The sequence below is a fragment of the Xenorhabdus taiwanensis genome (genome assembly GCF_036512875.1).
GTDB lineage: Bacteria > Pseudomonadota > Gammaproteobacteria > Enterobacterales > Enterobacteriaceae > Xenorhabdus > Xenorhabdus taiwanensis.
Genome location: NZ_AP028978.1, coordinates 213,006 through 237,117, shown reverse-complemented (window position 1 = coordinate 237,117; position 24,112 = coordinate 213,006). Strand labels below are relative to the sequence as shown.

General features: G+C 48.9%; 17 protein-coding genes. 1 reads left to right on the top strand and 16 read right to left on the bottom strand.

Features of this window, described 5'->3' with window-relative positions; all coding sequences use genetic code 11:
- Positions 1 to 19 precede the first annotated feature (19 nt).
- From ACE1SE_RS00975 to tssB, 16 genes are all read right to left on the bottom strand, one after another.
- The gene (locus ACE1SE_RS00975; RefSeq protein ID WP_374052281.1) at positions 20 to 2,101 is read right to left on the bottom strand and encodes a type VI secretion system Vgr family protein; all 2,082 of its coding nucleotides are present in this window, start codon (positions 2,099 to 2,101) and stop codon (positions 20 to 22) included.
- Positions 2,102 to 2,116: 15 nt separating this feature from the next.
- Positions 2,117 to 3,529: a VasL domain-containing protein gene (locus ACE1SE_RS00970; protein WP_374052280.1), complete on the bottom strand. Its 1,413-nt coding sequence runs from the start codon at positions 3,527 to 3,529 to the stop codon at positions 2,117 to 2,119.
- An 84-nt stretch (positions 3,530 to 3,613) separates the two neighbouring features.
- Positions 3,614 to 7,222: a type VI secretion system membrane subunit TssM gene (gene tssM, locus ACE1SE_RS00965; protein WP_374052279.1), complete on the bottom strand. Its 3,609-nt coding sequence runs from the start codon at positions 7,220 to 7,222 to the stop codon at positions 3,614 to 3,616.
- Positions 7,219 to 8,664, bottom strand: coding sequence for a type VI secretion system protein TssA (gene tssA / locus ACE1SE_RS00960; protein WP_374052278.1), 1,446 nt, complete (start codon positions 8,662 to 8,664; stop codon positions 7,219 to 7,221). The genes tssM and tssA overlap by 4 nt, the downstream gene beginning before the upstream one ends.
- A 5-nt stretch (positions 8,665 to 8,669) precedes the next feature.
- Positions 8,670 to 9,338: a type VI secretion system-associated protein VasI gene (gene vasI, locus ACE1SE_RS00955; protein ID WP_374052277.1), complete on the bottom strand. Its 669-nt coding sequence runs from the start codon at positions 9,336 to 9,338 to the stop codon at positions 8,670 to 8,672.
- Entirely contained in the window at positions 9,335 to 10,132 is a 798-nt protein-coding gene (locus tag ACE1SE_RS00950) for a Fis family transcriptional regulator (RefSeq protein WP_374052276.1), read from the bottom strand. Before ACE1SE_RS00950 ends, vasI begins: the two co-directional genes overlap by 4 nt.
- The gene (gene tssH / locus ACE1SE_RS00945) at positions 10,132 to 12,822 is read right to left on the bottom strand and encodes a type VI secretion system ATPase TssH (protein WP_508171976.1); all 2,691 of its coding nucleotides are present in this window, start codon (positions 12,820 to 12,822) and stop codon (positions 10,132 to 10,134) included. The genes ACE1SE_RS00950 and tssH overlap by 1 nt, the downstream gene beginning before the upstream one ends.
- 9 nt (positions 12,823 to 12,831) lie before the next feature.
- Entirely contained in the window at positions 12,832 to 13,599 is a 768-nt protein-coding gene (icmH, locus tag ACE1SE_RS00940) for a type IVB secretion system protein IcmH/DotU (protein ID WP_374052275.1), read from the bottom strand.
- 2 nt (positions 13,600 to 13,601) lie between these two features.
- Positions 13,602 to 14,954: a type VI secretion system baseplate subunit TssK gene (gene tssK, locus ACE1SE_RS00935; protein WP_374052274.1), complete on the bottom strand. Its 1,353-nt coding sequence runs from the start codon at positions 14,952 to 14,954 to the stop codon at positions 13,602 to 13,604.
- A gap of 2 nt (positions 14,955 to 14,956) precedes the next feature.
- Positions 14,957 to 15,511 carry a type VI secretion system lipoprotein TssJ gene (gene tssJ / locus ACE1SE_RS00930; protein WP_374052273.1) on the bottom strand — a complete coding sequence of 185 codons (555 nt, stop codon included), beginning with the start codon at positions 15,509 to 15,511 and terminating at the stop codon, positions 14,957 to 14,959.
- Entirely contained in the window at positions 15,495 to 16,790 is a 1,296-nt protein-coding gene (gene tagH / locus ACE1SE_RS00925) for a type VI secretion system-associated FHA domain protein TagH (protein ID WP_374052272.1), read from the bottom strand. The genes tssJ and tagH overlap by 17 nt, the downstream gene beginning before the upstream one ends.
- Positions 16,791 to 16,795: 5 nt before the next feature.
- Positions 16,796 to 17,848, bottom strand: coding sequence for a type VI secretion system baseplate subunit TssG (gene tssG, locus ACE1SE_RS00920; protein WP_374052271.1), 1,053 nt, complete (start codon positions 17,846 to 17,848; stop codon positions 16,796 to 16,798).
- On the bottom strand, positions 17,812 to 19,644 hold the full coding sequence (gene tssF / locus ACE1SE_RS00915; protein WP_374052270.1) for a type VI secretion system baseplate subunit TssF: 1,833 nt from the start codon (positions 19,642 to 19,644) through the stop codon (positions 17,812 to 17,814). Before tssF ends, tssG begins: the two co-directional genes overlap by 37 nt.
- Positions 19,645 to 20,085, bottom strand: a complete 441-nt coding sequence (gene tssE / locus ACE1SE_RS00910) for a type VI secretion system baseplate subunit TssE (protein WP_374052269.1) — start codon at positions 20,083 to 20,085, stop codon at positions 19,645 to 19,647. It lies immediately after the preceding gene.
- Between the two features lie 2 nt (positions 20,086 to 20,087).
- Positions 20,088 to 21,566, bottom strand: a complete 1,479-nt coding sequence (tssC, locus tag ACE1SE_RS00905) for a type VI secretion system contractile sheath large subunit (RefSeq protein WP_374052268.1) — start codon at positions 21,564 to 21,566, stop codon at positions 20,088 to 20,090.
- Positions 21,567 to 21,586: 20 nt separating this feature from the next.
- Entirely contained in the window at positions 21,587 to 22,084 is a 498-nt protein-coding gene (gene tssB, locus ACE1SE_RS00900) for a type VI secretion system contractile sheath small subunit (RefSeq protein WP_374052267.1), read from the bottom strand.
- A 930-nt stretch (positions 22,085 to 23,014) separates the two neighbouring features.
- Between tssB and ACE1SE_RS00895 the strand changes: the two genes are divergently transcribed.
- On the top strand, positions 23,015 to 23,533 hold the full coding sequence (locus ACE1SE_RS00895) for an Hcp family type VI secretion system effector (protein WP_374052266.1): 519 nt from the start codon (positions 23,015 to 23,017) through the stop codon (positions 23,531 to 23,533).
- The last annotated feature ends 579 nt before the right edge of the window (positions 23,534 to 24,112 follow it).

Below are 24,112 nucleotides of genomic sequence, written 5' to 3'. Positions count from 1 at the left end.
GAATAAGAAAAATCGGTTTTTATTTATTCAAATTAATATTGCCGCCCAGCAAAGTAATACCGCTGTCATTCAGCTCAATACTGGAACTGCCAAATGAGATTTTGATATTTGTCTTCGTCATCTGGATGGTACCGCTGCCCACTTTCAGCGTGATATCATCTTCCGCTTCATATAATTGTGTCCCCGCGCCGGCTTTACCTGCCGAGGCTTTCACCTGTACCACATTGGCTTCCGTACTGCGTGTCCGGCAGATGTTTTCTGTCAGGTTGCCTTGCTGCACGGTTTTGAATTCATCTCCCGTCTGGATTGTCAAAGTCCGGTCGCCTGCCTCCACCACCAGGCTCTGGGCATTTTTCACCGTGGTGTGCATATCCCGCTGCGCATGCAATGCCAGCCGCTCACTGCCTTTCGCATCCTCAAACAGCAACTCGTTATACCCTTCGCCCTTGTGGGTCTTGGAGCGGAAAGCCATCTGGGTTTTACTGCCCGGCAGCCCACCCGGCGGGATATTGCTGGCGTGGTAGGTTCGACCGGTGACAATCGGCTGATCTGGATCGCCGTGCAGAAAATCGACAACGACTTCCTGCCCGATACGCGGGATCGCCAGCATGCCCCAGCCTTGCCCCGCCCACGGCTGGGTGACACGTATCCAGCAGGAACTCTGGTCATCGCTCTTGCCGTAGCGATCCCACGGGAACTGGAGGCGAATACGCCCGTATTGGTCACAGAAAATCTCTTCGCCGGCCGGACCCACCACTTTGGCGATCTGCGGGCCGTCAATCACGGGTTTTGGCAGTGGCGCAGGACGCCAGTGCTGGTTATGGCGGATAAAATGAAACTGGCTGTGCAGGGTAGTGCCCGTGCCGCTGTTGGCGGTTTCCAGCGCCTGCGGCTGGCTACCGGCATGACTGGCGCTCACCACCTGCCACGGTTGGTTCAGCTCAGCGCGCGGGTGGTTGCTCAGGGTGAATAATTTACCCGGCTGGATGGCAATGGCATTGCCGCTGCCTTGCCCGGTCACGGCATTGTTACGCAGCGCTTCCAGCCGGTAACGGGTGAAATCTTTACCGTGTGCCTCATCCTTAAAACGGCCCGGATAGTCGTAGTGCTCGTAATACATCTGTTGCAGGGTGTCTTCCTTCATCTGCTGGCTGAATTCGGCCGGCCACGCGGGATTTTTGAAGGTGTAGTCTTTGAGTTGTACCTGTGCCGGGCGAACCTGTGCCCGATGTGTCAGGTTGCTTACGGCGGGTTCTCCCAGCGTACTGGTGTCACCCGGTTGGTAGGGCAGGACAATGCCCGGCGGAACAGAGCCGGCATCATCGGCAAATACCAGCGTGTTACGCCCATTACCACATTCAAAGAAGTAAAAAATCCCCTCTTCCGCCGTCAGCCGTTGCAGGAAAGCGAAGTCACTTTCCTGATATTGCACACAGAATTCCCGCTCTGGATGGGCATGGCGCAGGCTGAAGACGACGTCACGGATACCATGCTCTTTCAAAATCGTAGTGATAATGGTCGTAATGTTCAGTTGCTGGAAGATGCGCGAGTTTTGCCGCAGGGTAGTGCGCCACAGGTCAGGGCGAATACTCATCTGGTAGGTGGTCTGGTGCAAACCGGTATTACCCTGTTCAAAACTGGCGACCATACCGGTGATACTGCGGCTTTCTACCCCATCCTGAGTGATCGTCAGGGTAGCGGTGCGATCGAGTACCGCCGGAAAATCGATGGCTGGGTCGGCACTCGCCAGCCCCACCTCCAGCGTGAACGGCTGGGAAAAGTGTTCATTCAGGGTAAAATCGGTGACGACAAAGGTTTGCGGCGGCAATCCGCCCGCCGTCAGGGTAAATTGCAGGCCGCTTGGGGTGCTGTTCCCCCCGCCTCCCAGCAGCGAGCGGGTTTTTTGCAGCACCTTAGTGGCGGCATGCTGACCGCGGGCAGCTCGTTCGACCAGTCCCTGACCGCTGGGCGCGGTTTGCCCTGCGCCACTGGAAATGATCCCCCTGTTCCCCAAGATATCAGCCGCCGGCGAGGCCTGCTGCCCCTGTCGGACAAACGACTGCCCTTTTTGAAGTTTCGCCATACTCTTTTTCAATGACATACTGTGTCTCCCTGGTTAATGCTCACCGTCCGGTGTGACGGCGTGTGGCTGGTTATTGGACTGGCGTTCGGTTCCGCTCGCATTACCATGCCGGCTTGCCGATTGTTCGGTCGCCTGACGCAGCCGATCATAACGACCGAGCAGGGCGTTAAAGCGGTCATCAATCCCTTTCAGCAATACCGGTGGGGGTATCTCCCCTTTGACCGCATAGGCACCTAACTGGCGCAACTGTTCTTCCAGCGGAATTTCACTGCCGTGGCTGCGCTGGATGTCATAGATAGCGGTTTTCAGGTAGGACAAGGTGAAGCTGCCCCGGGTGCGCTCCTGCAACAGGATTTTATCCGCCAGTTGCTGGAGCTGGTCACGGGTGGTATTCCAGCTCCCTGTCAGCGGCACACTGTCAATACGGGCGGCAACCTGCTGCTGCCATTGGCGGGTCACCTGCTGCTGAGCCGGAGACTGTGGCCACCGTTGTTCCGCAGTCGCAGTCAGGGTACGGGCAGCCTCCCATGTCACTCGTGGTGAGGTTTCCGCCAGCCGTTCAAGCTGGCGGGCATAACCTGACAGTTCAGGCTGGTACAGCCACGCCAGCCGGGCACCCGCGGGCTGAGCGGTGATAGCATGGAGTTGTTGTTGCAGGGGTTTGTAGAACAACAGCCAGCAGCCCATCAACACCAACAAGCCCAACAGGGCACCCAAACCAAAGCCCTGCCACGCATTGAGTCCCTGCGGCGGCTGTTCGGGAAACTGGACCCGCACCCGTGGTTGATTATCGGGAGCAGGCTGAGGATCATGGCGCAAGGGCGGCGGGGACGGGGGCGTTTCCGGCTCGGCTTCCGGCTGGGACAGATAGACCAGCGGCGGCATCTGCACCGGTTGTGACACCGGTTTCGCCGCCTGACGAGGTTTTTCCAGTTTTTTCGCTACGTTCTGGAAGAACCACAACAGGTTTTCCACCCGCGGCAAGCGTTTCAGGTCGGATTGCTGTAATCGGTCGATAATGAGCTGAAGAGCCCGTTCAGCGCGGTAAATCATCCGCAGATCGCTGGCGGCAAAATCCAGTTGGCGCAGCACACTGCTGGTACGGGCATGAAACCACTCCAGCAGGTCGGTGCGCACCTGCGGCTGGGGCGGCCACAAGGTATCCCATTCACTGACGATAACCCCCGCCAGCAGTTCACAGCCCTCGGTGAATCCCGACAGCCCATTGAGTTGCATCCGCGCCAGAGTGTAGTAAATCGCGGTCTGTAAATCGACCCCATTGGTTTTGAATAGCGTCAAAGACAGGGATTCCACCAATGGCCAGTTCACTTCTGGCTGCGCCGGATGGCTGGTTTTGTTGATTTCATCGCGGATAACGGCAAATTCCGGTAAATTCAGCGGACTGCCGCCGGCTCGGATGATGAGGTTTTCAGGATGTTCGCTCATATTCTCGCTTTTCTCCTTAAAAAAACCCCCTGCCCGAAGGCAGGGGGCGGGTTTGCTCTCAAAACTGATGTGCTGCCTTCCCCCTTAATAAAGGGTATCCGGCAGTTTGAACTGGCTGAATAGCCCGCCTGCAAACGGGTTATCCGATTCATCCACATAGATGCGGTAGGTCATCTCGCCATTATCGACGCTAAAGCGCACATCAAAGAAGCCCGGCTGGACGTTAGTCAGCTTACCGCTGTTAATCAGCCGCAACTGAGCCCACGGACCGCTAAAGCTGACAGAGCGCGGCGCCTGATTGCTTTTCGCTGGCATCAGGGTCAACTGACTTTCCGTGCCGGCTCGCATCGAGTTTGGCCAGACCAGACGTGCCACATTGCTACGCCCGTGGGAATAATCCACCAATTGGCCGTCAAGATTCAGCAGGGCTCGGCGTTTGTTGCCGGTCAGGCTCACCGGTTCTACGGCAAACTGGGTGCCAAGGCCATTTTGAGGAGTAAAGAACGTGGTACGAATCCGGTTCGCTACGGTCAGTTGTTTCATAACGTCGGGACGGATCAGCATCTTGCCGTCGGTGCCCGTGGTCAGGTTGTTTTCCACAAACGGTTTCAGGCTCTGCTGATAGAAGGCGTCCAGCGTCCCGCCCGGCCGGAAGAAGCGGTCAAACTCGCTCAACGGCACTTCTTCACGAGCGTTCGGATTGAACGGATAGCGCCCTGCCAGATAAGTTTTATACTGCCTGACCACCGTGTCGTTCCACTCCACTTCCAACGAGCGGACCGCTTCCATCATCACCACGCGCCACGCCTGCTCAGCCAGCTCACCAATCCAGCGGTTCAGCGGCTCAGGCAGGTTTTTCGCCATCTGCTGCACTTCAAAAATGGCGTCACTGTTGTTCTTGTCCAGACGCATCTGGACGGCCTGCAAGGCAGCCTTACCCGGAACTGGTGAGTTCTGGATCGCCAGCAGGTAACGGTGCAGTGCCATCAATTTTTGGTAGACGCTTTGCAACGTGCTGCCCTTATCACCATGCTCAACCAGTACCCCCGTCTCCGGAGCAAAGTCACGGCTAATGCGGTTTAACAGGCGGTAGTCTTCTTTCAACGTCAGTGCCTGTTTCTCCTTGTCACTCAACGAGTTGCTTATCAGCGGTGGATTGGTGTTATCGCTCAGGATTTGCAGCGCCCGCTTGAGGGGCTGTTCACCACTGATCACCTGTTCGATGGCACTGATGGCTTGTGGCAAATCATCAAAATCACGCACTTCAAGGTTATTCATCGCTGCCCGCCAGGTCGCGGTGTACTCCGCCACGTACAGTTCGGTGATTTCGCGCTGGATCCGCGACTGATCGGTGTCACTGTACTTATCGTTCACCGGTGACGCCGCCTGTTCAGCGTATTTCTCCGGATTGTTATTTTTGATGTTCAGCACCCAGCTATCCATCGCCGTCAGCTCCACCAGTTCATTGCCCTGCTGAACGAAATAGTCCATCAAACCGTGGCGAGTCAGGAATTGTGGCACTACCAGCCGTTTTTCGTTGCTGGCTACAAACACACTGTCAAAGCTCGGACCAATCTGGTCACGCAAGTTGATCGGCGCGGGCAGCGCATCCTGAGCCTTGATACGCAGGTTCTGGTACACCCGCTGGTTGACGGAAAGCGCTTTCAACTCCTGCTGCGCCTGCCGAATCGGTTTGACAAAGGGGGTGAAGCGATCTATCGCATCCTGTTCACCTTTATCCCGTTTGTCCTTCCAGTCAGTACGCTCCAGCGCGTAGTTCAGATGGGTTAGCAACGCCTCCTGCACATCACGCTGACCATGGAACGCCTTGCTCCAGCGCTCACGCATATAATGGGCGACCAGGCCACTGTTACGTTTGCTGGCATCTTCCATCATGCGCATCACACGCAAGATCTCGAGTTTTTCTTCACTGCCGGCCGGTGCCTGGTTTAAGTCATCCAGTAACCCCAGCATCAATGCCGGCAGGAAACGCTGCTCCAGCAGTTTCAGGTAAGTACCTTCTACATACGGCCCGACCCCGCCTCCCTGATATAATGCCATGTCAGTCAGGAAGGATTTGTTGTCGTGATAGTTACCGTAAGCCAAGGTTGCATCCCTGATGGGATTGAGCAGCGGCAACTGGAGGTTACCGTAGCGATCATCCCCTTTCGGTGGCGGGACAGACAGGAAGTTTTTCGCCTGCGCCAGCACTTCTTCACCGGCGCGGTAGTTTTTCTGGTAGAAGTAATGCCAGCCCCCCCACATCGCCAGAATGACCGATGCACTGACCACGGAGAAGGTATACAACTGGCGACGATTACGGCTCAACCAGATCCGGTTTTCCGCCGCCAGATTCGGCTCGGCCAGCAAGACATTTTCGAACAACGAATGGGTGAAATACGGTAGGGTATCGCCCACCGGCCAGGTCGGGTACGCCTGCGATCCCAGATGATACTGGGCCGAAGCGGACTGGGTGAACAGATCATCCATCTGTCCCTGTTGGTGGGCCGACGTCAAATAGACACCACGCAAAGTGGGGCGGTGGTGTTCATCGTTATACAGAATATCTTCCAACATCTGGGTGATATAGCTGTACAGTCCCTGAACCTGACGCGTAAAACTGAACAGGGCGCTGCGCTGGTTGGCGTCCACATTGTTCAGCATCATGTCCGGCATCGCCGAATTCAGGTTGTTCATCCACTGCTTCCAAAACGCTTCCAGTTCACTGCGCCACGCTTTTTCATCGCGGTTGTTAAGGCTGAATGTCACGCCCAAAATCTGGTCGCGCAGTTTGCGATCCAGTGACTGGTACATCGCCTCAAAGCCGTGCAATAAGTCAATTTTGGTCATCACCAAATAGAGCGGCAACTGGCTGTGGAAGGTCAGGCGAATGTCTTGCAGGCGCTGGTGGATCTCCCTCACATAGCGCTCACGCTGTTCACGGCTATCAGCCATCAGACGCAGGGTATCCACGGTCAGAATAATGCCGTTGAGTGGCTGGCGCTGACGGTTTTCAGCCAACCAGTTCAGCAAGGCTTCCCACAGACGGCTATTGATTTGCGGTTTGTCGCTGTTAAGCGGGACTGGCTGGTCAATTAACTGACCTTTCGGATCGATGATGACCGCTTTTTCCCCTAACCAGCAACGCAGCATCAGGGGCACATCTTCATCCTGACGCAAATATTCCGGTGCTGCGATTTCAGATAGCTTATAACCTTCCTTGATCAGTGAGGATTTACCGCTTTTCTGGCTCCCGATGATGATGTACCACGGACGCTCATACAGGTAATTATACGAGTCCAGATGGCGTTGCAACTGAGATTTCCAGTGATCGAGATAGCGATCCTGATGTTCAATATCCACCCGTACCGGATCAACCACTTTCAGTTCAACGTCAAGGTTCAGTTTTTCTAGTGTCCGCAAGCGACGCCATGCTTTCATGCCAACCCAGAATACGACCATCATGACAATGATAATTGTTGCCAGCCAGCGCGCCGCGAGGCTTTCCAGTGGATAATCATTGCGCAGTTTCCATTCCGGTCCCCACCACCAGACCGCAATTAACAGCAAACAGGGGATAAGCGCCAGAACCAGTGCTATCAATGCCTTGAAGCGTGGCAAAGATTTAAACTTTGCCAGTGTCGGCAAGGCTGATTTCAATGGAGCCAAAGATGACAAAGAGGGCCATTTCATGGGTTAACACTCCTGTTTGAAGCCGTATCCTTGAGAGGAGAAGGGAGTTTTTCAGCCAATAAAGCCAGTAGGCTGGGTTCCCATTGAATAAGTTGCATGTGTTGTCCCGTGTGTAACAAATTCCGGTAATGCTGTTGGGCCAGCGCTGTCATGCCGGCTTCTTCAAGCAATTGGGCATTGAGCCATTGGCCATAGAATTGATCCCGTGGCTCCGTTAACTGTTGCTGATGTTCCTCCAGCATTTTCAGGGCTGCTTCCAATCCCTGTTGCTGGAAACATTGCCAGATAACTTCCTGATCAGCAGAAACGGAACCCTTGCCCGTTGCCACAGGTTCAGGTGTGAGCCAGTCCAGGGTTTCAGGGGAAATAAACGAACTCATGTCAGAAAAACTTAAGTTTTTCAGCACGGGCAACCGTTCCAGAAAAGCATTCAGCTCATCACGAATAGCCTGAGCGACGTCCCCGTACCCCAATTGCAATGCGGCTTGTGCAGCAATGGCATGACCATCCAGCCAGTAAGGAGCAAGCGTCAGGCTTTGCTCGATTTGCTGGAGCAATTTGTTGTCCGCCAGCGGCAATCTCGCCAAATAGTCGGCAGTACGATCGGCGGAAGTCGGTGCCAATGGAGTTTTGCCTGTTGCATTCGCCATCGGTGCCGTGGTGATGGTGTACCATACCGCGTGACGGCGCAGGGAATAACCAACAGGCAATTCGGGATACCGTTCACACAGCAGATCTGCGACGGTCATCAAAGTCTGCTTCCACGCTTTTTCGCTCGAACTGTTGACGTCAACCTCTGGCATCGGTGCAGCTTGAAAACCCTGTGGCGTTTGCGCCATAGGTTCGGCTGAGGATGATGCTGGCACCACAACAGAGACAGGCTTTGTCTCCACAGATACAGCTTCTGGCTGACGGTTATAACGAATGCGCAGTTGATCAACTTCTTTAGCAAGCTCCGATTCATTGGCATGCCAGCATTGGGCGAGATGTGCTAACGCCCCTTGCGCATCATCCCGTTCACTTTTGCTTGCCTGTTCAATAAAACTACTCTGGGCGGAGTCGAAACGCTTGAGTACTTGCTGTGCCAGCCGACGTTTTAACTGTAGCTTGCTCGGCCAGGCTTTTTCCCAGTAGTTTTTGACATACTCGGTCAGCAGCTCCATTGCGAGGATCAGTTCAGCCGCGTTGCCAGCATGTTGCAGGGTACGCAACAGATGAACCACCAGCCGGAAGTCTTTGCTGTCTTCACTCAATAATTGCAGTGCCTGACGTTGGATCTCTTCAATATCCAGCGCTCCATGTGACAGCGAACCAAATTTGATCATTTCGCCGTCAATGTATTCCCATGCAGGTTCGTTGTCTCCCAGTGCCTTGCCAATCTGTTCGTCAGACAAGGGGGCCAGCAGGGAGCCAAACCAATCGAATTGTGTTCTGATGTCCATGTCGATTACCAACGGCAAGCAGCACGTAATGGCTTCGCTGCCTGCTCCAACTGAGAAATGTTAAAGGTTATCTGGCTACCATTACTGCCTGTAATACTCATCCGGTCGCTGTTCATCAGGCGCTTGATTTCTTCAATGCCCGGTAAACCACGGCTGGATTCCCATAAGTAACCCTGTTCCCGCACGAACCATTCTGTACGGTATTCAGTTTTGTCGGTTGCCACAGTAACAACCCCTGACTCTACCGGCTTGGGCAGTGCTACCTGCAAGCGGGTGATACTGTCAATGCAACTCAGCATTAATACGGGACGTGGAGGCGGTACCCCAATCGCGGGCGTGGTCAGGATAATCGGTGCCGCACCATTCTCTCCCTGCGTCATAATGAAGCTGGTAGAGTAATCGGTACGTTTCATCTCCTGTTCCATCGCTTGCCGCCATAGAGGCCCCATATTTTCGATAGGAATTTGCACCGTTTTGAACTTGAGGTTATTCAACGCTCTGTCATAACATGCCAGCCGAATAAGAGGAGACGGCTCAAAGCGGCATTTATGCAACTCATCTAAATTTTGCTCTTCCTTTACCGCAACCACTTCCTTTGGTTCTGCCACCTCTGCAAGCTTAGGGTTCCCTGTCAATGAAGCGAGCAATGAACTGATAATTAAAACAATATTCATAATCTACACCCGTACTTAGCCAGTTTGTAAACCAACGTCCGCTGGGCAAGACCCAGACTTTGTGCGATCAATCTGGTGTCATTGCCAAACTGACGCTGACGTTGAATCAACACGGCACTTTCAAATTCTTCTATGGCCTTTGGCAGATTATCGATATGACTGTAATCCACGGAGATACTGCTGACCGCCGCTGGGTTTTTCGATTCACTCAGGGAAGCAAGCAATTCATCCAATTGTTTTTCTTTTTGGCGTTGAACCTGAAATACCTGACGGATTTGGCGTAACTGTCCGCGCAATTGTTCGAGTTCCTGCAATTTTTTCAGGCGATGCTGCATGACATGGCAATAGATACCGAACATGTTTTCATTGTTGGTGAAATGGCGGACATTTTCGGCAAAGATAGCGATCACACCACAAGCCTGCCCATTGCAGTCAAACAGAGGAATGCCGTACAACCCACAGTTATGCGGTAGTTCTGCAATAAACGTGCGGAAATATGGCTCGTCAATGCGTGCCCCATGATTAAGGGAATCCCAAACAGTTGGGGTTCCCTTGCGTAATACCTGTATCAACGGGTTATTGACATCATCAATGTCCACTTGCAATCGGCGCGAACTGGTTTGCTGAGTCTCCGGCAAGTTATAGCATTCCAACCTGTTTTCGTTGATGTTCAGCAGGAAAACCAACAGGGCATCAAAACGCGAGCTATGGCTGATCTGCAAAAAATGGTCAACCAATTGTTCTACAGTGTCATTTTCCAATAACGCTAACGCGCTTTTCAGCCGCTGTTTCATTATTCCGCCTCCTCAACCTCTGCATGGAATTCGTGTTCAACCACGGTTAAACGAATAGCCTTGATTGGTGTACCCGCAGCCATTTTCTGCAACAGCAGTAATGAAACTGGCGGTAGCAGTGCACCATCAATGATGGACTCCAGCATACGGGCACCATTTTCCGCGCGGGTAGCACGTTGCAGAATCTCTTCGGACACCTCATCGCTGATGGTAACTTCGGCGTTGAAACGCTGAGTCAGCAAGGTATCCAGTCGAGCCAGTTTGCCCTGAATAATGGTTTTCAGCGTTTCATGACCCAACGGCAGGTACGGGATCACTTCCATACGCGCCAACAGTGCTGGTTTGAAGAATGCCGCTAATTCAGGGTAAAGCAGGTCGTTGATCTGTGCTGGCTGTTCGGCATTGTCTACAATGGTTTGATAGCCCAGGTTTGACGTCAGGAAGAACACGACGTTTTTACAGTCGATAATGCGTCCTTCTCCATCCGCCAGTTCCCCTTTGTCGAAAGCCTGATAGAACAGGTTCAGTACGTCAGGGTGAGCTTTTTCCACTTCATCCAACAAGACAACTGAATACGGTTTCTGACGAATGGCCTCGGTCAGTACACCACCTTCACCATATCCTACGTAACCCGGAGGTGAACCGATCAGACGGGAAACCGTGTGTTTCTCCTGAAACTCGGACATGTTGATGGTGGTGAGATATTGACGGCCACCAAACATCAATTCCGCAATTTGCAGGACGGTTTCTGTCTTACCGACACCGCTTGGCCCTACCAACAGGAATGCCCCAAGAGGACGCCCCGGACGACGCAAATCCGCACGAGCGGTCAGTAAGTGTTTGTGCAAGCACTGGATCGCAATTTCCTGCCCCTTGATGCTTTGCCCTAAGTGAACAGGCAATTCAGTGACAATGGAAAGTTCGCTTTGTGATAAGCGGTTCAATGGTACGCCTGTCCACTCGGCAATCACCGCCGCAATCTGGGTTTTATCCACATGTGGGGAAACCAGCGTTTGCTGCTGTTGTAGTTCTGCCAACTGAGCATTGAGCGTTGCCAGTTTTTCGATCAAGGATGGTTCGTCGGCGACTTCTTCTATTATCTCTGCTTCTTCTGCGGTTTCATTTTGTCCGGTTTGTCCGGTCGCTTCATGTTTGTCCGCATTTTCGACAATCTCGTCAGCCAATAATTGGCTGCGCAGTTCGATAATTTGTTTCACCAATTCTTGCTGCTGTTGCCAGCGATTTTCCAGCTCAGTAAGTTGTTGTTGAACATCTTTTTGCTGGTTTTGTAACTCCGCCAATCGCTCGGCATGGGTGTTTAGCCCCATGCGTTGCTCCCTCTCCAGCACGTCAATTTCCATTTGCATCTGGTGCAGGTCGGTAGTTAACGAGGAGATCTGGCGCGGTGGTGAAGTCAGATTTATAGCAACACGGGCACAGGCAGTATCCAGTACATCAATGGCTTTGTCCGGCAGTTGGCGACCGGAGAGGTAACGGTCACTCAATACCGCAGAAGCTTTCAGGGCTTCATCATCAATCAGCACGCCGTGCGCCTGCTCGTAAATGGCACGTAAGCCACGCATGATGACGGTTGCTTCATCCGCTGTCGGCTCAGAGACTTTCACCAGTTGGAAACGACGGGACAATGCTGCATCTTTTTCAAAATATTTCTTGTATTCGCTCCATGTGGTGGCTGCGATAGTTTTCAGCTCACCACGCGCCAAAGCAGGTTTCAGCAGGTTAGAGATATCCAATCCTCCCGCCTGGTTGCCAGCACCGATCAGGGTATGGGCTTCATCAATAAACAGGATGATGGGCTTTGCCGATTGGCTAATTTCAGCCATGATGCCTTTGAAGCGTTTTTCAAATTCACCCTTAACCGCTGCCCCTGCCTGCAATGCTCCCAGATCCAGAGTCATCAGTTCACTGTTGCGCAATTTTTCCGGTACGCGATCGTTAATAATGCGCAATGCCAAACCTTCAATCAGGGCACTTTTACCGACTCCCGCTTCACCTACGACGATGGGGTTGTTTTTGCGGCGACGACAAAGGATGTCGATCATCAGATCAATCTCATTATCGCGGCATAAAACCGGATCAAGCTTACCCTGACGTGCCTGTTCGGTCATGTTCTGGGTAAAGCGTGCCAGCAAACTGTCACTGTTTGCCGGATGTACGCCCTGCCCATCTTTATTACTGTTGTCCGCAAAAGGCTGCTCAGCCGACCCATTCGTCCATTCTGCAAAGTTTTGGCGCAATAATTCGCGGTTGATACCTGCCAGTAAACGCGCAGTTTGTGGTGCCAGATAACGTAATGGGCTGAATAGCAACGCAATCAGCATAACGCCACTGCGCAGTTCGGCGTGCTGCATCTCTGTGGAAGCCAACAGCCAGCTATCCTGTAACCACTCCACCAGCATTGGAGAAAAATTCGGGTAGGTCTGCACAAGCGATTGATGGTGCGTCATTACCTGATCGAGCTGTTCTTTCAGCAGATCTTTATCGATGTCTGCTTTACTGAGGATGAGTCGCATATCACTGAGTGGCGTATCGATCATTTGGAGCAACAGCTGCGCAACCGTGATTTCAGGTTGTTGCTGGCTGACGCAGGATGCCGCCGCCGCTTCCAGTGCATGGCGGGTCATCGGATTTAAACGATTTACAAGGGTAGGCAGATCAATCTGGATCATGGCGACTTCCTATCTCAATAAGTTACTTAGCTGCTTTAATATGTCTTGGGTCTGATCACCGAGGCGAATGGCATAAAAGCTGTAAACAGCCACCAGCAAGCCTACGCTAATCACAAACAGGTGCTTGATCGTCCATCGTCTGCTCAAGCGATAACGCGCATTACTCTCATTGACGTTGACATACAGCGTGGTCGGCGGAGTATCGCCGCGCAGTGAGTGCAGTTGGTGCTGTAACCGACGGAACAAGCGCTCAAAGTCATCGCTTTTCTGGGTGCTGACTTTGTAGCGCCCGCGATACCCCAGACAGAGGCAGAGGTAAATGAACTCCAACAGATGCTGGTAGCGTTGTGCCTCTCCCATCAAACGTTCAAGCAATACGAAAACCTTCTCCCCTCCCCAAGTTTCATTGTGGAAGTGCACCAACAGTGATTGCTTCAACCAGCCATTCTGGCTGTTCCAGCCGTGCCCCAACGCAGTTTCATCAATGAAGGTGCACAGTACGTAACGGAATGAAACAATCGCACCAGGTTCATAACCCTTGGTTTGCAGATACTGCTCAATGGCGCGAATGTCAGTAACAACCTGTTGGTAAAGCTTGTCTGGCAGTGCCTGATCAGTCATATCCTGCAAACGCAAGACCATCCCCAACAAGGGGGTGGCGGCATCGATCATTGGGTTGAGGCTTTCACCACGCAACGGTAGCTGGTACTGGCGCTGAAACGTTTTCAGCGTTTCAGACTTTTCCAGTGACGGACTGTCAACATTGATATCACTCATGATTATTCCTTACCGCCCCTGATAGCCCAAAGCTGCATATCTAAGTCAGGGAAATCCCCTGATACGTGGAACGCGATGGAATTTCCTTGCTGAATCTCTTTCCACGCCGGACTCTTCTGATCCAAACGGAAGTAGGTATATCCAGAGTGATACGGCAACTGGCGAGGCGCAGCGGACAGGGCAACCAATGGCACACCCGGCAACTGGACGCTGACCAGATCGCGGATCTTTTCCATTGATGTGACTTTGGTTTGCTGGACGAACTGGCGACGCAACTGCTCCTGCGGTGTGCTGGCGCTGATTGCCAGTACGAATTCGGACTTGCGCAACAGATCGTTGTCATGGAGTGTTGCCACACGAATACCACCTTCGTTCTGTTTCAGCGCAATCGAAGTTGCACGTGGCGTCAGAACCACATTCAACGCATCACGGATCGCGATCATCACCGACTGAAAGATATCGGTCAGGTTATTGTGGTCATACGCCAATATATTCCCTGGCAGGCGGCTGGCATCAGTGAACGTCCTCAACTCGCCACAAGTCTGGAGTAACTCGGTATATAAATGCAGTGGGTGCAAAACGGTTTGTTTGGCATAATGGCTGAACAACGGCTGAACACGGTTGAGCAATTGCAGCATCATAAATTCTGCAACATCTGCCACCCCTTGCTGACCCGGCGAACCAATGCGTTTAGCCAGTGTTCTTGAGCGCTCGGTCAGCAGGCCATCAATTTCCACCATGAAACGCTTGAGCTTGTCGGCCACGAAAATCGACAAACAGGTCGGGATAAATTCGTTATCCAGAATAATGTTGCCATCTTTTTGCTTTTCTTTGATGCGGCACAGTGGAATAGCAGTGTAAGCACTCATATCCTCAGAACCTTGCATCAGAACTGGTGTCAGTTGGGCAAGGTTAAGAGCAAAGGAATCACCGCCTTTAGTGTGAAGATCACGGACATCCGTGGGAAGTTCCCGATAACGCACTGCACTTTGCGTTTCTGCCCCCTGATCAGCAATTTCCCGAATGGTATCGCTGGACATTGGCAACGCCAGATAAATATCTTTGCTTTTCAGTTCATTGACATTTTCGATATCCAACGGTTTTGGCAGTAAATCTTGGCTAGGGGCAGAAAAAACAGTGCCATCCGGCATAATGCCACTGGTTTCGGTAATTCCGATACGTCCCAGTTTGAGCAAATCATCATTGATGCTCAGGGAGCTGAAACCGTAAGCATAAGGTGTTAATACTGAAACAAGGCTATGTGCCAGATAATCAATATGTTTTTGTTGTTGCTGAAAATGTTGTGGTTTGATGAATAATCCTTCGTGCCAAATCACCCGATTTTTTCCTGGCATGATTACTCCTCCTCTTTTCTAAGTTCGACGTCGTTATTTCTGACATGCACCAAGATGTGGTAATGGCGACCGATGTCTTTTACGCGGATGATCTTTTTCCATTCAGATTGATTGGCATCTGCATAGTGAACGATGACACCGATGTAACGGTTTTTCTTTTCCAATGCGATCTGTTCCAGAGGCTTGTATTGCCCTGGCAACAAGGTGTAATCCTGATGATCGATGTAGTTTTTCCCCAGTGCTTTTTCGAGCTTATCGCTAGCAAGCTGGTCATAGTCGGCAGCCAGAAAGCGCGAATCCTCACTGAGATAAACCAAATTCATTTCAACAGGGGCCGCTTCACCACTTTCATTGGGGTTGATGTCGGGTTCGGCCAGCAATGTAATGTTGGCAACAGAGGCCTGCTCATCGGGTTTACCTACCGGTGTGGAAGGGTCCCAAATGACCTGGCCCACTTTTTTGGTTGCGTTCCATGCACTGCTACAGCCGTTTAGCAACATCACTGACAGCAATAAAATCCCTACAGCCCATACACGGCGACTAGCGGAATGTGTCATTGCTGGATTCCTCCAAGCCCTGACGCAATGCGCGGTCATAAGCCTGCTCATACACCTCGCGGAATAATTTTTCGAATCCTTGCTGGCGACTGGAAGATAATTCTCGGTAATAGTTGGTGTACATTTCCCAGGCCCAGGATGCGTCTTTATTCCTGACTTCGTTGCTACGACGATAGTGTGAGAAACGACGGAGCAATTGCTCTGGAGAAAAGGCTTCCAGCATGGTGTCCAGTGCAGCAGAGATGGCAATTCGGTTAGCCTGATAGTGTAATTGCAGGTTTTGCAGGCTTTCCGCTACCGCGGCCGGAGCGGAGAGATGAACCGGACTTTTCTGCTCAGAGAACATCACCTGCATGGTTGTGTCATAATCCATATTCAGGCGCAGCGGGTTATCTTCGATAGGCCGAAGCTGTTTATCACGTAACCCATGTTGTTCACGCTGGAGAGCCAATAACCCCTCAATGGCCGCTTTCATGGTCTTGCCCATCTCTTGCAGAAAATCATTCGCCTGCTGGCTGTCGTGCAAAGGCAAACGAGCTTCCAGCCCACGCATGAGCGGAGTAATGGCGACATGGTCAACATCCATACTTTCGTACTGTTTGTCGGAATCGATGCCTGGTAAATCAAGGAACTCCTGATCCATAACACTGCCTCGGTTATCAGAAATAGGGTTAGCAAATGGGGGATTTTGGTAATGATCCGGCGGCAAAAGTTGTTCCGTATCATCAGCCTCAACCTTGGGTTTCAATGTGGTCAGGCTCTCGCTATCAAGTACCCGTAGCGGATCATCACTGAAACGATGCATAACCGTTGGAGCAATGCCTTCATCGTGGGCAAACACAGATTTTTGTACGGGTGCACCTTCCATCATGGCATCCAACGGATTGCTATAGCTGGAAACCAACGATTCAGGGGATATCATTGAAGGATCAACACGATCTGCCTCAGAAAAACTGATATGGCTCTTGATCGACAAATTACCTACTTTAATTTGATCGCCTTGTTGTAACAGGATCAAACCTGACTCAGGCGTCAAAGTTGCATTGTTGATTTGCACTGATTCAGCAAATACTTGCAGGCAAAATGCCCCATCCTGCCATTTAATGGCAAATTGTGACGGGCAGACATTGCCCTGCTGATCCTGCACTGACCAAAGGTGGCTTTCACTGCTGCCGACCGTACCACCCTGTGTTGAGAACTGGCAGTTAGCGGCTTTACCACTTTCTAGCTGTTCACTGTTAAGAACCCGCAATGAAAGGATTGGTTGATGTTTTTCCATGGTCGTTATTCCATAACTGAAATGATGACAGAGGGTTTCTTTTCCGGTTCACCGAGAAAACTGGTCCACCCCAAATGGTTATTCTGCTTTGCCCCCAATACCATGCCGCTGACCTGATTTTCAGCCAGACTAAGCCGCAGTTCCCAGGCAAACTGGCTGCGCATGACAAAAGATATGAACATCACCAACGGCAGATAGTTTTTGCCATCAGGCAGGAATGAGAGGAACCGATCACGAGTTAAGCCATTGATACTAAGTAAAAACTTACCACTGTAATCCCCAACCCAAGAACCAATGGTGAAGTTATCCCCCAATACCGATAACTTGTTATCAACCGTTTTCAGGCCCTTATTGGTTCCCCCCAGACGGTTCTGCTGATCCTTCGGGATGATGACTTTCCTGAATTGCCAGCCGTGCAACGTGACGTCCTGCAAATCAAAACAGTGAGAAACAAGGCTGCATATGACTTCTGGCGAGCGTCCGGGGCTTGCCAGCAATCCGGCGTACGCCAGCATTTTGCTGTGGTTGATGTTCAGCATCCGGCGGTTGACATCACTGCCCAACCCAACCAGAGAAAACATGCGTTGGGAAAAATTATCTTCTCCACCCTTCTTGAAGCAGATGTAATAGCGGTATTTCCGCCAAATCTGATGCAGAAGCGTAATTAAACGGTGGTTGAAAATGTTGAGAAAATCCGTCAGACGGTTTTCCCCCTGGGCTTCTTCCCATGCCAGTGAATCCAGATAATAGCCAGGCATCGGGGACTGGCTACCATGCAATCCCATAAAGGAAACCTCCAGTTCGAAGTATCCCTTTTTGGATTGCGTAAGCGAGATGATATCCCGAGTCGGAAATGCCAGACTGGCGCTGGAACGGAAACGGATAGACTCCAGATCTGGACGATCTGTCTCTCCGGTTTTATCCCACGCTACTGCTAACTGATTAAGCAGCTCAACCAACTGGTAAAAGTTGTACTGTGAGATATCCAATGCCAGCGGCGCGGCAGGATCCTGTTCAGTGATTACATCAACGAGTGTTGACCTATCTGTACCGGCCATTCATAACATTCCTGATTATCTAAATTGATTACCTTCAACATATGAAACGCATTGACGCTGGCATACAGTGAGAAAAACCGTGACAGAATCGTACTGAACAGATAAAGCTCACCTTCTGAGTTGAATGCCTGTTGCCGGATATACAGTGTTGAGCGCAATCCACGTACAGGCTGACCACGGAACAGACGATCTGTCGGCTCTGTTTCAATTTTTTCAATAGCATCAAGCCGTTTTTGCGATGAACGCTTGGACTGTCGGTTATGAATACTTGGGAAATCGTAGGTACGCAGCACCTGCTTCAGTGCGTCCTTATCCAGCAATGACATATAGTTGAGCGACATATTTGACAGTAGTGACCAGTGCAAACTGCCATCCAACAAGGGATAGAGAGGCACTGACGGCCGCGTAATATTGCGGAATGTCGCAAATGACGGGCTGCCGATTGAGGGGTAATTAATGTCACCAACCCGCAACTCTAAAGGCAATTCACGGTTGGTACAGGTCAAACTGATCGAAACATTTTCTTTCAGCTTGAGCCTGAGCAAATCTGCCTCATCTCCCCGTACCAATGAGATAAAATGTTCCAGCCCCCGACGGAAAGGAGATTCTTTCACCCGAATACGGTAATAACGCATCGAACGCTCATTTTCGTTATCTATTTGGTGATTGAAACTTTCAAACGGGGTATAGACTCGCTCACCAATACGGGCACGACTGCGTTCACCATTTTCCCCTGTCAGCCAGCTTTCTACGCCATCAACGGAGAAAATATCGTAGTTATCTGGAAAGCTGTAACTGGCTTTCAATGGGTATTCAGTCTGGCTGCCATTGAGTTCAATTGCTTCACTGTCCATGGGGAACAGGTTGATTGCTGGTGTGCAGTGCAAACGAAAAGTGTCATGGCGAATCTTGGCTTCTGGCGGCAATGCCTGAGAAAAGTGTAAATTCAGTTTGAAATCTTTGGTTTTGAGATCTTCCGGCAGTTCCGGGAAGCCTTTCACATCAAAAAACAGAAAACTTTCCGCGAAACAGAAATATTCCTGCAAAATGCGATATCCCATATAGGCATTTTTTGGGTAAGGCAATAACGCATCTTCCCGCTCAAATCCCACAGGCACAAAATCAAAATCTGGCAGGGGGATCACGGTATCGCCTGCTACCAATTCTGCTTTTCTGAAATAGTAACAAAGCCAGAAATAGAGCTGGGAGGTGGTATAATTATCACCGCTCAAATAAAAACGCAGTTTGTCCAGCTCCAACTCATGCAGATTCAGTTCTGTTTTCGACGTAAAATCCAAACCGATAATTCCGGTCTCATTACTGTTATTGACGGTAATATCATGGATGGAAAGCGGAAAAAGCCAGACATCACGGCATAGCGTAAACGTACAGCGATCATGATCGTCTTTTTTGCCATCCGACTTTTCGTTCGAATAAATATCATCTTGAGTTGACAGCGAATGGCTCATAATCTGGGTGCCACGCTTAACCTGTGTCGCTTTCGTCACCACGCTCTCATCAGGGGTATACTCGATGATGGTCATGCTGGGCGTTGGACGCAGATAGTTCGGCCACAGCATATTAAGCAGGCCGTGGGTCAATTCAGGGAATTGATCATCGATCTTTGCCCGCAAGTTGCCCGTCAGGAAAGCGAAACCTTCAAGCAAACGCTCAACGTCGGGGTCAGAACCCTGTTCTGACAGAAATGCAGCAAGATGAGGACGCTCAACTGCGGCTTCTTTCCCCAGTTGTCGCAGATAGTTCAACTCATCTCTGAAATATTTTTCAAATGACATTTATTGAGTTCGCTCCAGGCAATAGCGTCGGTTGTTATCCAACTGGATGCTAAATTCCACAAGGTCGTTGATATCATCCAGAGAGATTTCAGCGCTGATATGAAAGCTCAACAACAACGGATCTGAATCATCATTGATGGCGCTGACAGAAACCGCTGATATTCTTGGCTCATAATTTCTGATGCACTCTTCAATCGCCCATTCGATACTTTGCTTGAAATCCACCGATGTCGCGGTCGCGTCATTGAGATCAATAACCCCTAAATCAACAGCACTTTGGCAGGCACCGGGACGGGAATTAAGCACTTCATTCAAATGCTTCTTGATAGAATCAAGTAGTGCACGCATCCTTGACTGACGGGAAGAGCCGAAGCTCTTCCCTTGAATGCGCTCGAACAGACTGGCAGAGCTGCCTCTGTTCCAACTGTACAGCGCAGCCATGATTATTCCTTATCCAAACGTCCAACCAGAGACAGTTCGAAACTTGCACCCATGTATTTGAAGTGCGGGCGAACCTGCATCGCCACCTGATACCAGCCTGGATCGCCTTCAACATCCAGCACTTTGATTTCAGCAGCACGCAGAGGACGACGGCTACGAACGTCAGTGGGTGGGTTTTCCTGATCAGCAATGTACTGTTTCAGCCACATGTTCAGTTCGCGCTCCAGATCCTGACGCTCTTTCCAGGCGCCAATCTGTTCACGCTGCAACACTTTGATGTAGTGAGCCAGACGGTTGATGATGAACATGTATGGAAGCTGAGTACCCAACTTGTAGTTGGTTTCCGCCAGTTTCCCTTCACGAGTATTTGGGAACACTTTGGGTTTCTGAACTGAGTTTGCCGAGAAGAATGCTGCGTTATCGCTGCCCTTACGCATGGTCAGGGTAATGAAGCCTTCTTCTGCCAGTTCGAATTCGCGGCGGTCAGTGACCAACACTTCTGTTGGGATCTTCGCCTGAATTTGCCCCATTGCTTCATACAGGTGAACTGGCAGATCACTCACAGCGCCACCACTCTGTGGACCGATAATGTTCGGACACCAGCGGTATTTAGCGAAGCTGTCAGTCAGGCAGCTAGCCAACAAGTACGCAGTGTTACCCCACAAGAAATGTTCGTGATCACGGCTAACATTTTCCTGATAGTTGAAGTTCTTGATTGGATTTTCAACAGTGGAATAAGGCAGACGCAGCAAGAAACGGGGGGCGGTCAGGCCTAAGTAACGTGAATCTTCTGACTCACGCAGCACACGCCATTTAGTATGTGAAGGACCTTCAAAGACGGACTTCAGATCCTTGATGGCAGGCAGCTCAGTAAAACTGTTAATGCCAAAGAATTCCGGTGAAACGGAAGACAAGAATGGCGCATGAGCCATCGCACCGACTGAACTGACATACTGCATCAATTTAATATCAGGCGTAGTATTGTTGAACGCGTAGTTACCGATGACGGAGGCAACAGGTTCACCACCGAACTGACCGTAGCCTGAGGAATAAACGTGTTTGTAGAAGCCGGACTGAATAATTTCAGGGGAGAATTCAAAATCTTCTAACAATTCATCTTTAGTGGCATGAAGGATATTGATTTTGATGTTTTCACGGAAATCAGTGCGATCCACCAAAATTTTCAGTGAACGCCAGGAAGATTCCAATTCCTGGAATTGCTTAGCGTGCATGATTTCATCCATCTGCTCACTGAGCTTTTTATCCAACTCAACGATCATCTTATCAACAAGCAGTTTGTTGATTGGTTCTTCGTTAGAGCCAGTATCCAGGATGCTACCGATAAACGCAGCAACACCTTGCTTAGCAATATAGTAGCCATCATTTTCTGGAGTCATTCTCGCTTGAGACATAATTTCATCAAGCAAGGAAGTCGTTGCGCCAGAAGCAATAGCTGTGCTGTTTTCTTCGTGCTGAGCCATTTAAAAATTCCTTTAACCAGTTATTTTTTGTTGACGATTTCAAGTTCTTTCAGGAGTTGCTCACGAACGGATTCATCATCCAGCAGTGACTGCAAACGAGCACGAAATGCTGGGATATTTCCCAATGGGCCTTTTAATGCAACCAATGCCTCACGCAGTTCGAGAAGTTTATTTAATTCAGGTACTTTCTTCGCGATATTATCCGGTGAAAAATCATTCAGCGATTTTATTTCCAGATTAACGGGCAGATCTTCTTCGCTTTTTTCATCGAGACGATTAGGAACGTTAAAAGTCAGGTTGATGTTCGCTTCATTCATGACGGCATTAAAGTTGTTCTTATTGATAGAAACTGTCTGCCGCTCTTCAATTGGCGTATCTTCGCTTTTTCCTTTCAAGTCACCAACAACCAAGAGATTCAGAGGTAATTCAACTTCTGCGGTTTGGTCACCATTATTAGGAACATACTTAATATTAATTCTTTCTTTCGGAGCTACGCTACCTAGACTATTCTTACTCATATTTGAATCCTTTGGCTAATACAACCATGAACTGTCTAACAACCCATTATTGGTGAGAGAATGATTACAATGTTCACCCATATAATAAATACAGAAAATCTTCCTAAAAAATAGGCTTAAGAAAACAACTGTATTTGTAGGCACGAATAGTTTTATATCAATATATAGTTAAATAATCAGATATACCCTATGCAATCGTGGAGATAACATCGATACGAGAAATCGTCAAGTTCGAGTTTGACATTTTATTTTTTTGATGTAAAGCCTAAACACAAATTGATAAATACCTCTATTCAAGCTTTTAATCTACACATCCCAACGCATAGCAATTTATAAGCATTTTTTCGCTCTAAAAATAGAGGAAAATTTGGTTTTACACCCTCTAAGAGCATTTGATCCAATTATCTATAACTTGCATCAAAAGAAATATTTTTCATATTCAACTGAATAAAATACAACCTTTCAATCCACTATTAATAATTATCGTCAATATCATTTTTTATTTTATTTTGATTAATTAAGTACCATAACAACTCAAGTTATTTTCATTTTTTTGATCTAGATAACACTTTTCAAATGATCATAAGAAAACAGCTAACTAAAAAACAAAAATAACATAAATATCATATAGTTATAAAAATAAAAAAATCGAAGATTATTTTTAAACCAGTCAAAGAAACTCATTGTTTATAAAAAATCAGTTATAAATATTACAACGGCAATAATTATAAAATTTTTATTTGTCATTGAAGCAGAGCGTATGTTGCATTTTTCAAATAACTTTGCATTAGACAATTTCAGCTTTATTATTCGCCTCGAGTGTTTGGCAAACGATAATTTCATCTGATTAGCACTTGGTTAATAAATGGAATAATCACGTAAGGAACGAACACTTACACTAATATTGGTAAATTTTTATAGGATATTCATATGCCAACTCCATGTTATATTTCCATCCATGGTAAAACTCAGGGTCATATTACCGCTCGCTCATTCACTGCTGAATCCGTAGGTAATATCTTTGTTCAGGGTCACGAAGACGAAATGCTGGTTCAAGAATTTGACCACATCGTTACTGTCCCAACTGATCCACAGTCAGGACAACCTTCTGGCCAGCGTGCGCATAAGCCATTCCGCTTTACCGTTGCGTTGAATAAATCAGTTCCTCTGTTGTACAACGCACTGGCTTCTGGCGAAATGCTGCCTACTGTAGAATTGAAATGGTATCGCACTTCAATCGAAGGTAAACAAGAGCACTTCTTTACTACCAAACTGGAAGATGCAACTATCGTTGATATCGATTGCAAAATGCCACACTGCCAAGATCCAGCTAAATCAGAATTCACTCAATTAGTTCGTGTATCTCTTGCTTATCGTAAGATTACCTGGGAACACACTACTGCGGGTACTTCTGGTTCTGACGACTGGCGCGCACCGATTTCTGCTTAATATCTTATTCATTAAGTATTAAGTAGTAACCTTTCAGCCAATGAATATTATTCATTGGCTGAATCATTCTAATATCTTAAAATTCCCACCAATTTACTTTAATTCCTGTTTTTCTCTTTTATATTTGTTTTTCTGCTTTTTTTCTGCTGTCAGATTTTCATATAGTAATTATTTTCAAAATAAATAAAGAGAGAGTAATTTATAATTACACGCATGATTGATTTTCAGTCAAATAATCTGACTAAAATATATCTGCCCTTACCTTTTACATTTCTTCTACTTCAATACCTTTCATCAACATTACATAAGTAAAACTTTTAAATTAATAGACTAAAAATACAGAAAAAGTTCCTCATCACATCTCTTTATCCTGCTGATATGTTGATTAACCAAATTAAATTTTACTTAACTCTTCACATTGAGATAATACATAACTAAAATGAATTATCATAAATCATTAATGTAAATTTATAACTAGAAATTATAATTCTTAACAAAACACATTTGTTAATCAGAACAACATAAAAGATTTTCTATGCTCTAATGCTTAATTAATAAACTAGGATGTTTAAGCCTAAC